The organism is Novipirellula methanifontis, assembly GCF_052161655.1.
Lineage (GTDB): Bacteria > Planctomycetota > Planctomycetia > Pirellulales > Pirellulaceae > Novipirellula.
Genome location: NZ_CP197418.1, coordinates 6,113,182 through 6,125,569 on the forward strand (window position 1 = coordinate 6,113,182; position 12,388 = coordinate 6,125,569).

The following is a 12,388-nucleotide window of genomic DNA, read 5'->3' on the forward strand; positions in this document are numbered from 1 at the left end:
TTCGACCTCTCCCAAGCTGAAGCTCGGGAGAGGTGACTTGATACTTTCCCCGGCCGAAACTCTTGGCGAGTTTCGCTACGAAATGCTTCACAGCGTTGGCCAAAGCGGCCTATGAAATCAGCAGTTTCATAAAGATCGGTTAAGCGATCGCTGAACGCTACGCTGTCGCAAATTAACCGCCTAAAACTTGCGTGTCACCGAGATGCGTTTGCGTGGCAGGTCGATCTCTAGCACTTTCACTTTGGTCACATCGCCTACCGCCACGACTTCGTTTGGATCTTGCACAAACGTGTTGGCGAGTTGTGAAATGTGGATCAGCCCATCCTGATGCACCCCGATGTCGACGAAGGCGCCAAAGTGAGTGACGTTAGTGATCACCCCTTCGAGTATCATGCCGGGCTTCAGATCCTCCATGCAGTTCACGCTGTCATCGAATTTTACCGCGCGGAATTCGCTGCGGGGGTCACGTCCGGGCTTCGCCAACTCGGAGATAATATCCGCCACCGTTGGCAAACCAAATTGCTCGTCCACAAACTCGTTTGGCTTTAATTTCTGGCTCAGTGTTGCATTGCCGACCAGCGCCCGAGAATCAGTCCCCAATTTCTTTGCCATCTGGCTGACCAACACATAGCTTTCTGGATGCACAGCGGAATTGTCCAGCGGTTCGTCGCCCCCGCGAATACGGAGGAATCCCGCCGCTTGCTCAAACGCCTTTTTGCCCAATTTCGGCACTTTGCTCAACTGTTTGCGATTCCCAAAGCGACCATTCGCGTTGCGATATTCGACAATGTTCTCGGCTAACTTGGGGCCAATTCCCGCAACGTACGAAAGCAGCGGAACGCTCGCCATGTTCAAGTCCACGCCGACGCTGTTTACACACGATTCGACCGTTCGATCGAGGCACTTGCGAAGCTGCGTTTGATTGACGTCGTGTTGATACTGCCCAACGCCGATCGATTTTGGATCCGATTTCACCAATTCGGCAAGCGGATCTTGCAAACGGCGAGCGATACTGATCGCACCTCGCACCGTGATGTCCAAATCGGGGAATTCCTTCGATGCCAATTCGCTTGCCGAGTAGATTGATGCCCCCGATTCGCTGACCATCACTTTGGTGACGTCAAGTTTGTGTTGGCGAATCAGATCCCCGACGAAGCTGTCGGTTTCCCGTGACGCCGTCCCATTACCGATCGCAATCAACTCGACGTTGTACTTTTGGATTAATGCCAACAACGCTTTACCAGCGGTCGCCGTGTCACTTTTGGGCGGCGTGGGGTAAATGGTAATGTTGGTCAGGAATTTGCCTGTTCCGTCCACCACGGCGACTTTGCAACCAGTACGAAAACCGGGGTCAATGCCAATCGTCACACGCGGACCGGCTGGTGCACTCATCAGCAACTCTCGCAAATTTTTTCCAAACACTGCGATCGCTTCTTCATCCGCTTTTTCCTTTAGCGTTTGCATCACGGTCGATTCAGTGGCGGGCATCAGCAGACGCTGGTAACAATCGTCCACCGTGTCAAGCAACTCGTTGCGAAATTCGAAATCACGATTGGGAACGAGTTTTGGCTTCAGTTCGGCGAGCACTTGCGAATCTTCGAGCTTGATACCGACTTTCAGCACCCCTTCGGATTCACCTCGCATCATCGCTAACAAGCGGTGCCCGGGGATCTTCGCAGCCGATTCGTTGTGGTCGGTGTAAAGCTCGAACTTCTCGGCTTGATCCTTTTTGCCTCGCTTGATCGAGGAAGTGATCCGTCCTTGCGAGAAGGCTTGTTTTGTCATCCAAGTCCGCGTGTCGGCGTCCTCGGACCATTGCTCGGCGACGATATCCAGCGCTCCTTTCAGTGCGGTGTCAGTATCGGGGACCTCTTTGGCGGAATTGACGAACGCCTTCAAAACATCGTCTTTCGATTTGCCAAGCTTAACTTGGCTGAGCAGCAGATCGGCCAACGGACCAAGGCCACGTTCCCGCGCTATCGTTGCTCGGGTACGCCGTTTCGGTTTGTAAGGCAAATAGATCGCTTCGAGCGTCTGCATGTCGCTGCAATCTTCGATCTGTTTGCGAAGTGCAGCGGTCAGCAACCCTTGCTCGTCGATTGTTTTAAGCACGGTGACTTTTCGTGCCGAAAGTGCCATCGCTTTTTCCAAAGCATCTTCGATCGTGCGAAGGGCGATTTCATCGAGCCCGCCGGTGGCCTCTTTCCGATAACGGGCAATAAACGGAATCGTATTGCCAGCATCGAGCAGTTCGACCGCCGATTGAACCTGTTTTAGTGGCAAAGACAGCTCTTTTGCGATCGTTTTGGTCGCAGCATCGATATCAAACACGTTTTCCGTTTTCGTAGCCATCGGGTTTCTCAATGAATTGTTTTGTCGATTTTTGTCAGCAGGGCGGCGGATTTTAGCTAGCCGCCACTTCAATGTCATTAGCATCTTTGAAAGCAACTTCGCCGCCTGTATCGCCCAGGAGCGAGCGGCTCAAAAACACTCGAAAGTCTTGACGACTCCCGTTACGTAGTGCTTCGTCAGTCTTTGTTTTTTGAGGTAGTGGATCTTGCTAAAGATCCTTCCACAACCGTGAAACAGGGAGCTTTAGCAAGCTCCACTACAATAGAAACCCCAATTGTAAGACTGGACAAAACACTAGTACGTCTTGCTATTTGTCATGCTGCTTGATGGCCATATTAAAAAAATGCCGTACGGCGCGGCCGCTGATCGTCGTTTTCGATAATAGTTCTTCCGCAATCAGCATGATCGCTTTCTCGTGACCCTCGTCACGGAGAATGTGGGCGGTTTTGTCAACCAATCGGCGTTCAATTCGCTCCATTTGCTGCGGCGTTCCAGGACGAGTGTGCAGCAACCGCCGAGCAGTACGCAGGTCCTGAGACGCACCCGATTCGCAATATTCGCCAGTGATCATCGCTTCAGCGACCATTCCCGCAAACAGGATCAACACTTCGTCCTCGAGCCAATCTCGGCTCGACTTGGTCCGCCCTTTCTGGATTTTACAGGCCCCCAACCGCACTCCCTCGACTTGCAGTCGCCGCGGCGAAATCGTCACTTTATCGATCGGCCGACCCAGCGACAGTGCCATTACGGCATGCCCCGCTTCGTGATAGGCCGTCGCGACCAACGCGGGGTTCGGGCTGGGCGTGGGTTCCTGATCCGATTTTTCAATCGGCTGTGGTTCATGTTTCATTCCTTAAGTGTATCGGACATAATGTCTCAAACAAACGGCGTTACGCGCATCTTCCTTTCTCCCACCGCAATCAGGTCCTGGCGATGAAATCACGGAACATTCGAATTTGGATCTTGTTCGCCGCTTTCGTCTGCACGCCCTGGCAGGGCCGAGGAAGCGTTGCCGATGCATGTACGGTGATGCGATTTTCATTCGATGGCCGCATCGTCGTCGCTCGCAACCATGATTGGGGTTTTGGCGAAGGCTTATTGGTCGTGAACCCACGAGGAATCCAAAAGCGGGCAATCTCTCCGGTCCAGCCTGCCAAATGGGTGTCCACTCACGGCAGTGTGTCTTTCGTGCAATTCGGACGCGAGATACCGTTTGCCGGAATGAACGAAAAAGGACTGACCGTCGATCTGCTGCAACTGAATCAAGCGGAGTTTCCGGTGATCGAAGCTGGCAAACATTCAGTGAATGTGGTCCAGTGGGTGCAATATCAACTCGATACCGCAGCGAACGTATCGGACGTGATCGCCAGTCTAGATAAGATTTACCCGACACCGATGGTCCCCAGCATCGAGCGGGTTCACTACTTTGTCACGGATGCATCCGGGGATGTTGCCACGATCGAGTTTTTGGACGGCAAAGCCAACGTGCATCGTGGTAAAGAGATTCAAGATTGTGCACTGGCGAATTCAACCTGCACCGCCTCGCGAGAGGCGTTTCACAATCAACAGTGGCGTGACAATAGCGAGCGTCGTTACTACCAGGCGGTGTGCCAGGTTCGGTTGGCGAACGTGGATGTCGCGCCAGCAGACTCGATTGAATATGCTCGCCAATCGCTATCGAAGGTGGATCAACCCGGTTTGACTCAGTGGAGTATCGTTTACGAACCGGCCGAGAAGCGAATCTCCTTCTCAACTCGCGTGGCGAAAAATGTTCGCACGCTTGACCTCGACGATCTCGATTTTGATCCCGCCAGCGATGCGTTGACCGTCGATGTGAACAAAAATGTCGCTGGTGATTTGATGCCGCATTTGAAAAAATATGAAGCGAGCGATAACGAGAGAATCGTCAATTTTGCCTTCGACCGAACGATGCCAAACAGTTTCGTGCGAACCGCCGTCAAGCAGCTTGTGCTAACCTACCCCGCCACACTGAGCGTGGTAGGCGAATCTGCTGCCGTCGGTGAGTAAGGTCAGCGGAATACAAGAGGATTCTGGGCGAGTAACAACACGGCATTTTGTTTTTTTGGGTTTTTCCTCCAATTTTGCGCCTCGTTGTGGCAACATTCATGCCTTCGATATTAAGCCATGGCATCACGGAGCTGCTACTTTGTTCTACCCATCGAAAGTCTTACGTCCGCTGCGATAGAGGAAGGTAAATGTTGGAAAGCTTAACTTGCAATTCGTGCGGGGCACCGATGCAGGTGCCAGAGTCAGCCCGGTTCGTAAAGTGCAATCACTGCGGTGCTCAGCTGGCAGTGCGTCGCGAGCGTGACGTGACCTTTACCGAGGCCGTAGACAAGCTAACCGAAACAACGCAATCACTGAGCGACCAAGTCAGTCAGTTGACGAAAAATCAAGAGATTGCGAATCTGGATCGACGATGGGAAACGAAACGCAGAAATTTTATGATTACTGGCAAAAATGGAAACTCACATTTGCCAACTGAAGGTGGCGCGGTGGTCGGGGGAATCATCGCAATCGTGTTCGGAGGATTTTGGACGGCAATGGCATTCTCCATTACGTCACATGGTCCGTCGGGATTGGCCTCGATATTCCCATTGTTCGGCTTTGTGTTCATCGCCGTTGGAATTTTTAGCGCGATCCACGCCAACAAAAAAGCGAGCGAGTACAAGCAAGCCAAGCGGCGTTACGAGCAGGAGCGTTCGAGATTAAGACGAAAGTAACCTGTAGGAGGTTGCCCGGAACCCATAGCGCGTAGCGAGACTCAGCAAGAGTTTCGTCCGTGGCCGTGACTCGCCGAAACTCTTGACGGGCTGTTGATTAAATCGAAATGCGAATCGCATTGGTGAGCCGTGGGCCGTAAGGCACCGGGTAGTGTGTGGAACCCGGCCGCTCACGCGTCACGGCTCACTAAATCAACAGCCCGTTGACGCGTTCCGCTACTACATGGTTTTGGCGATTGCGTAGATTTCGCGGTAATCGAGCACTCGGTCGTTGGTTTCAAACAGCGACGCGATCGCTGCCCGATGCGTTTTCATCTTCAATCCGCCGACACCGATCGCGCCGTAGACTTTCAAATCGCCGATCGATTTGCTTTTGTCAGTCACGCCGATGCCTTCGATACCAGCGGGCGGCACGGCATTCAGATCGATCGCCACCTTTAATGACGAGCTGCTTTTCAAGGTCGCTTCGTTCACGAGCTGGACGCCCGCGGCCCCACACGCAATCAGGATTTTCGCGTCGGCAAGTAGTGCTTTGACATCGTCGGGACCATTCGCGGAGGCTCCGGTGATCGAGCCGCCTTTGGTTGGCTCTCCGATCGCGTTGGCGACTTCGTTTGCCCGATCCAGCGATCGGCTGGTAACAATCACATTGGCTCCATCGGCCGCCAGCAAACGAGCGACTCGCTCGCCCACTGGCCCGGTTGCACCCATCACAACCGCCGTCGCGTCTGCCAAATCGACTTCGCGTCCCGCGTAGACCACAGCCGCTGCCGCCGTGGTGTTGCACCCATTAGCGTCGAGCATGACCGAATTGCGAACAGGGCCGAAAAAGCACTCCGTCACTTGCTTAAGCAGCGTTTCAGCGTTTCGAACATTCGATCCTCCAATAAATATCGCCGTGTTCTTCAAATTATCGCCGCCGCGAGTAAACATCGCTCCGTGAACCAAGGGCGTCACGTTATCAGACGTTACCTCGGCATGGCTCAGTAACGCATCGATTCCGGAATCATACGCAACCACACTATCAAACGTGCTGGCGTGAGAATCAGTGTCGAGTTGTATCAAAATCTTACGAGACATGAAGGACTTGGGGGTGAGCAGTGTGGGGCGTATTTGCGTCGTCGCAATTAGAATCGTTCGCCGCAGTGTTGGGCAACCAGTCCAATCGTCCAGGTGGAAAATAGTCGTAGCGAAAGTCGCAGAGACTTTCGGAGATGCCGAAACTCTTGGCGAACTTCACGATGAGGAGGGCTGATGACAGGCTGGAAGCCTATCCCACATTAAAACGAAAAAACCGCACAGGCTTTTGATGGCCTGTGCGGTTTTAAGTTGATTCAGTCAACGCATTGCGTTAGCGCGATGCGTTCGCTGCGACCTTGGGGATTTCCCAGCCCTTGCGATATTCGCGTTGCACGAATTGGTTGACTTCGGGAACGTTGGTGCTTCGCATGGTCTTCGCATCCCATTCGATTCGCTTGCCTTCGCCGGCGCGTAGTGCGAGGTTGCCGACCAAGATGGTTTCGGTCAAGCGGCCTGCGTAATCGAAGTTCGCCATCGTGCCTGGCTCGTAGTCGCCTTTGACCGATTGCACAAACTCCCATTTTTGACGCTCATCGCCACCGCCCTTGTAGGGAATACGTGGCAACGATTGTGCTGGTGGTTTGAAGTCAACGAACTCACCACGTGGCAACAGGATGTACTGTGCACCGTAGTCATCGGGTGAGAACAGGACGCCCTTGGTTCCGACCAAAACGGCACCACTGGTTTTTCCACCACCGGAGCGTTGGTCGGCAATCTTTTTCTGGAACGACTCAGGCAGTTGCTTGATGATGTCGTCCGATGGCAATTCACCACCGTCGTACCAGTGGAATTTACAAGCGGCAAGTCCATCACGCTTGGGGAACTCGAACATCAACGACGAGCTGGCGGGGAAAGTTTCGCCTTCGAAGATACCGGGGTTCTTGACCGCGGTCACGGCAACGGGATCCCACAAATTCAGTGCCATCACCGACAAGTTGGTGGTGTGACAAGCCATATCGCCGAGAGCTCCGGTACCGAAGTCGACCCAACCACGCCAATTAAACGAGTGGTATTCGCCTTTCTTGAACGGACGCATCGGTGCTGGGCCGATCCAAGCTTCCCAGTTCAAGTCCTCTGGAATTGGATCTTCGCCAGCCGGACGTCCCTTGCCTTGTGGCCATACGGGACGGTTGGACCAGATGTGGATTTCGGTGACGTCACCGATCACGCCACTGCGAATGACTTCGACGGCTTCTCGCATGCCGTCGGCCGAGGTGCCTTGGTTGCCCATCTGAGTAACCACGCCCATCTCCGCAGCGGTTTCACGCATCAAACGAGCTTCGCTGATCGACCATGTCAATGGCTTTTGGCAGTAAACGTGCTTGCCCATCTGCATGGCACGAACCGCAGCGGCGGCGTGCGTATGGTCAGGGGTGCTGACGGTGACAATGTCGACTTTGTCGCCAAGCGTGTCGAGCATTTCGCGAAAGTCGGTGAACTGTTCCGCGTCTTTGAATTCACGTCCCTTCTTTGTCAGCGTGCCGCCATCGACATCGCACAGACCGACGATGTTAACGCCTTGTTCGCCGATGTGGCTGGTGTCGCTGCCGCCTTTGCCGCCGACGCCGATACAGGCCGCCGAAAGTCCTTGCAGTGCCGAGTCCTTGCCGTGGCTAATTAGCGAAGTGCCCGACCAGAAACCAACGCCCGCAGTAAATGCGGCACTTTGGCCAATGAAATTTCGACGTGTTGTTTTCTTACTCATCAAAGGTCCTTGGGAGGGAATTACAGGATTGGGTAGGTTGAGTGAATGGGGGTTGAAACCGCCCAAATACCATAACAAGGGAGTATCGAGGCGGCAACGATCTGCATTGTAGCATTTTAAGCCGACTCAATATGATTGCCACAAAGAGTCCCACGCTTTAGCATTTTCTCGAGCAAAAAAAGAACGAATATAACGTTTTTTGTCAGAGGACACGTCGCTCGCCGTGGTCGCCGGTTATACGCTTGTTCCTGGACAATCCCGCTCCCTTTCGACATCTTGCCTTTTAGATAAAATGGCGCCCCCACCCGTTCATCCCTCAGCCCAAACAGCTTCCATGACCCAAAAACACTCCTCCGACCGTCGTTTTCGTCCAATCGTTGCGGGGACCCTCAGCATGACGCTGGCGTTTTCAGTGCTTAGCGGGTGCTCTCGGTCGGAATCTGATGGAGTGAATCAGGCTTCAAAGCCAGGCGATTCGGCGGCAGTTGCACAGCCTAAAGCGGCCCCTGTCGTGGCCGACAATGCCGACGACGTCGCGGCGTTGAACGAGGCCGGGTTTGTGCTCGAGAAAAACAAAGCGGGTAACGTGGTCGAGCTTTCGGTCTCAAGCGACGTCAGTATCGCTGAGTCGCTAAAGCATTTGAAAGGCCTTCCCAACGTCGAAGTGGCCACTTTCAACGGTCCCGGCGTTGACGATGAAGGAATGTCGGCGATCGAGTCACTCAGCAAGCTCAAGCGATTAACGCTGACCGATTCGGCGATCAGCGACATCACACTGCAATCCGTTGGCAAGCTCGCCAACCTCGAGGCGTTGTTTCTGCGTCGTACCGGAGTGACCGACGCTGGACTCGAAAGTTTGGCGTCGCTTAAAAAGCTGCGAGCGATCGATTTACGTAACACCAACATCGCGGACGCGGGACTTGACTCGTTGGCGAAGATCAAATCGCTAGCCGATATTCAACTTGAAAAATCGAAAGTGACCGATGATGGCATCGCTAAACTCGATGGACTTTCTCTGAAATCATTCAATGCCAACTACTGCACCTCGATCAGTAACAAGTCGCTCGAAGTGCTCGGAAAAATGAAATCACTCGAATCCATTCAACTCGATTACACCAAGATTGACGACGAAGGGATGCCGGCTCTCGAAGGACTTTCCAAATTAAAGCGGCTGCGCATTCGTGGTTCCGATGTTACCGGCGAGGGGCTCAAGTCGATTGCCGGATTGAAGACGCTCGAACGATTGGAACTGCGCGATACCTCGCTTGATGATGAAGGGATGAAAATCATCAGTGAATTGCCTAACGTCAAGTTCCTCGATATCAGCGAATGTCGATTGGTCAGCTCTGAAGGCCTACAAACCATCGCTGACTTGACCAAGCTGACCTACCTCGGGCTGTGGGAAACAAAGACCGACGACGAAGCGCTGAACACCTACGGCAAATTGACCAATTTGACTGAGTTGAATTTGATGTCGACCAAGGTCAGTGACGAATCCGTTGACACATTGATGAAATTGCAAAACATTGAACGTCTGAATGTCGCCGGTACAAGGTTCACCGACGAAGGGTTCAGCAAACTTGCATCGCTGCCTAAATTGAAATACATCAATGTCGCGAACACAGACATCGGCTTCTTGTTGGTCGAAGAGTTAAACGAGAAATACAAAAACCTAAAAGTCGCTGAGAGCGAAAACGAGTAACACCGGGATAGGCTTCTAGTCTGTCATCACGATACCTTTGTACGGCCATATTTTTAGGGACATCAGGATGGGCTTAGGAATCGCCTTTCGAGCGTTTTCAGCAGCACTTTTCAATAAACAAGCTTCCGAGCGGATTCGTCAGGCACTGCAGCCTGAAACATCGCAGGAAGCGGAGCCGAAATTGCTGCCCAAGGCGGAACCAAAGCCGACTGCGCCGAGCAAACCGGTTGTGACCAAGCCGGTGCGAAGCGATGCGATCACGCTATTGTCCGCTCTGCAACGCGAGGCCCGCTTCGTTGATCTGATCCAAGAAGACCTGACCAAATTTGCCGATGCGCAAGTCGGTGCCGCCGCTCGACCCTGTTTACAGCAGTGTGCATCGACGTTGGCAAGATTCTTTGATCTCGCCCCGGTCAGCGATGTCGGCGAAGGATCGCAACTCGAAGTCGGTGAGGATGGCTCGCCCGAACGCTATCAGTGGATCGGCGAAGGTTCGTCGACCTCGGGAAAGCTGATTCATCAAGGTTGGCAAGCCACCAAGGTGGAATTGCCCAAATACAGCGGCAGCGAGCGTGATGCAAACGTGATCGCACCGGCACAAGTCCAGCGATAGAAAACCGCTCGTTCCCTGGCTCCTGCCTGGTAACGCACTGCTTTCGAGGCTCCCGCCTCCTTTTTCAGCGGCTTACGGGGGGCGACCAAAACGCTTGGCGAATTTCGCTACCGGAAAATCAAAGCTTGATAAAGCACTTGGCTCGTAGGCGTTGCCCGATAGAGGCCGAGATCGGGTCACAATCGCGTACTAATGGGCATCTGCGCCGCTTCGACGAAAGGCCACGTTTTCAGCGGTCCAATTGGTGACGACAATACCATGCGAGGATCCATCCTCCTCGACTTCTCTCTCGATTGACTCAACTGACTTTTCCATCATGAACGCCCGTTACAGTATCGGAATCGACCTCGGCACTACCAACTCGGTGGTGGCGTTTTGCCCGCTTGACGCCCCGGACGATCTTCAACTGATGAAGATTCCGCAGCTGATCCAACCGGGACAAATCGAGGCCCGCGATTCACTCCCTTCGTTCTTGTACCTTCCGCGAGAATCGGAAGTCGAGTCGTTACGAACCGCTTACAACCCGGATCCCGCTGGCGGCGTTGTCGGAGCTTACGCACGATCTCAAGCCGCCGACAATCCGCAACGCGTCGTCGTTGCCGCCAAGAGCTGGCTCTGCCACAGCAGTGTCGGACGCACCGATGCGGTGCTGCCTTGGCAATCACCACCGGAAGTCAACAAGGTGTCGGCTTACGAATGCACTGTTCGATTCTTGTCGCATCTGGTCGCCGCTTGGAATGAACAACACGACGACGCTCCGCTGCGAGAGCAGCAAGTGGTGTTGACCGTCCCTGCATCGTTTGCACCGGCGGCACGTGAATTGACACGGCAAGCCGCGGTCGCAGCCGGACTGCCCGAAACATTCGTGTTGCTCGAAGAACCGCAAGCCGCCGTGTACCGTTGGTTGTCGGCCAAAGGTGACGATTGGCGACAATCGCTTCGTGCCGACGATGTGATGTTGGTCGTCGACGTCGGTGGTGGAACAACCGACTTGACCCTGGTATCGGTGTCACAGAAAGATGGCGAATTGAACCTCGAGCGTCTTGCTGTGGGAAATCACTTGCTGCTGGGCGGTGACAATATGGACTTGGCACTCGCCCACTTCGCCAGCACAAAGTTTGCTGAATCAAGCCACGAATTGGATCCGTGGCAAAGCGTGGCACTTTGGCATGCATGTCGTGATGCCAAAGAACAACTGCTGTCGGTCGATGGCCCTGAACAGCAAACCGTCTCGGTACTGGGACGCGGCAGTTCGCTGATCGGCGGCACGATTTCTGCCGAGATTGGCAAGTCGGAAACACAGCAATTGATCGTCGAAGGCTTCTTCCCGAAATGTGACGCCTCGTCGCGTCCCGAACATAACGCGGCCTCTGGCTTCCAGGACATCGGGTTGCCTTACGAAGCCGATGCGGCGGTCACTAAGCATGTTGCCGCCTTTTTGGCTGATCAATCCGGTGACGATGCTGCGGCGAGCGTCACGCCAACGCATGTGTTGTTTAACGGCGGCGTCTTCCGCAGCGAAACGCTCCGCACTCGGATGCTCGACACGATCAACGGCTGGTATGATCACGATCCCGTGGTGCTTGGCGGGCTCGACGATTTGGATACATCCGTCGCGATGGGGGCCGCCTATTACGGATTCAGCAAACAGAGTGGCGGAATTCGCATCCGCGGCGGGACGGCCCGCTCGTACTACGTCGGAATCGAAACCGCCGGACTGGCGATTCCTGGGGTCCCTCGACCGCTGCGTGCGTTGTGCGTTGCCGCTCGTGGGATGGAAGAGGGCACCGAGACGGAAGTCCCTAGCGACGAAGTCGGTATCGTGGTCGGAAAACCTGCCCAATTCCGTTTCTTCAGTTCCGCGGTCCGCTCGGAAGACAGTGCGGGATCAAAACTCGATCGCTGGAGCCAAGATGAGGTCGTTGAGATTGAACCGATCACGGTACATCTGACGTCCGAATCGACATCGGGCGAAGCCTTTATTCCGGTAAAATTCGCCAGCCGTATCACGGAACTTGGGATGTTCGAATTGTGGTGCCACAGCACGCGAGGCGACGAAAAATGGAAGATGGAATTCAACGCTCGTGAATCGGCCAAATAAGAATTGGGTGAGACGCGGTTTGCGGTTAAGATGATTGCCACCTGGGGGTCGGTCCTGCTAGCGACCTCGCTCGTCGAGTCCCGGGAGTCAT

General features: G+C 54.1%; 9 protein-coding genes. 5 read left to right on the forward strand and 4 right to left on the reverse strand.

All coding sequences use genetic code 11. From position 1 onward, the window contains the following. Positions 1-180 precede the first annotated feature (180 nt). Entirely contained in the window at positions 181-2,352 is a 2,172-nt protein-coding gene (locus tag SH528x_RS22020) for a Tex family protein (RefSeq protein WP_442505608.1), read from the reverse strand. A gap of 307 nt (positions 2,353-2,659) precedes the next feature. Next, entirely contained in the window at positions 2,660-3,202 is a 543-nt protein-coding gene (locus tag SH528x_RS22025) for a cell division protein FtsH (RefSeq protein WP_442505609.1), read from the reverse strand. 83 nt (positions 3,203-3,285) lie between these two features. On the opposite strand from SH528x_RS22025, the gene SH528x_RS22030 reads away from it, so the two are divergent. Then, on the forward strand, positions 3,286-4,380 hold the full coding sequence (locus tag SH528x_RS22030) for a linear amide C-N hydrolase (protein WP_442505610.1): 1,095 nt from the start codon (positions 3,286-3,288) through the stop codon (positions 4,378-4,380). A 188-nt stretch (positions 4,381-4,568) separates the two neighbouring features. Further along, positions 4,569-5,096, forward strand: a complete 528-nt coding sequence (locus tag SH528x_RS22035) for a hypothetical protein (protein ID WP_442505611.1) — start codon at positions 4,569-4,571, stop codon at positions 5,094-5,096. 219 nt (positions 5,097-5,315) lie between these two features. Here the strand turns inward: SH528x_RS22035 and SH528x_RS22040 are convergent, their stop codons facing one another. Beyond that, the gene (locus SH528x_RS22040) at positions 5,316-6,176 is read right to left on the reverse strand and encodes an NAD(P)-dependent methylenetetrahydromethanopterin dehydrogenase (RefSeq protein ID WP_442505612.1); all 861 of its coding nucleotides are present in this window, start codon (positions 6,174-6,176) and stop codon (positions 5,316-5,318) included. A gap of 271 nt (positions 6,177-6,447) precedes the next feature. Then, positions 6,448-7,881: a Gfo/Idh/MocA family protein gene (locus SH528x_RS22045; RefSeq protein WP_442505613.1), complete on the reverse strand. Its 1,434-nt coding sequence runs from the start codon at positions 7,879-7,881 to the stop codon at positions 6,448-6,450. A gap of 334 nt (positions 7,882-8,215) precedes the next feature. Here SH528x_RS22045 and SH528x_RS22050 point away from each other — a divergent pair, with 334 nt between their 5' ends. From SH528x_RS22050 to SH528x_RS22060, 3 genes are all read left to right on the forward strand, one after another. After that, on the forward strand, positions 8,216-9,583 hold the full coding sequence (locus tag SH528x_RS22050) for a leucine-rich repeat domain-containing protein (protein WP_442505614.1): 1,368 nt from the start codon (positions 8,216-8,218) through the stop codon (positions 9,581-9,583). A 67-nt stretch (positions 9,584-9,650) separates the two neighbouring features. Beyond that, positions 9,651-10,196 (forward strand): DUF2760 domain-containing protein, encoded by a 546-nt coding sequence (locus tag SH528x_RS22055; protein WP_442505615.1) that lies wholly within the window; start codon positions 9,651-9,653, stop codon positions 10,194-10,196. Between the two features lie 316 nt (positions 10,197-10,512). Further along, positions 10,513-12,297 (forward strand): Hsp70 family protein, encoded by a 1,785-nt coding sequence (locus tag SH528x_RS22060; RefSeq protein ID WP_442505616.1) that lies wholly within the window; start codon positions 10,513-10,515, stop codon positions 12,295-12,297. Positions 12,298-12,388: the final 91 nt, after the last annotated feature.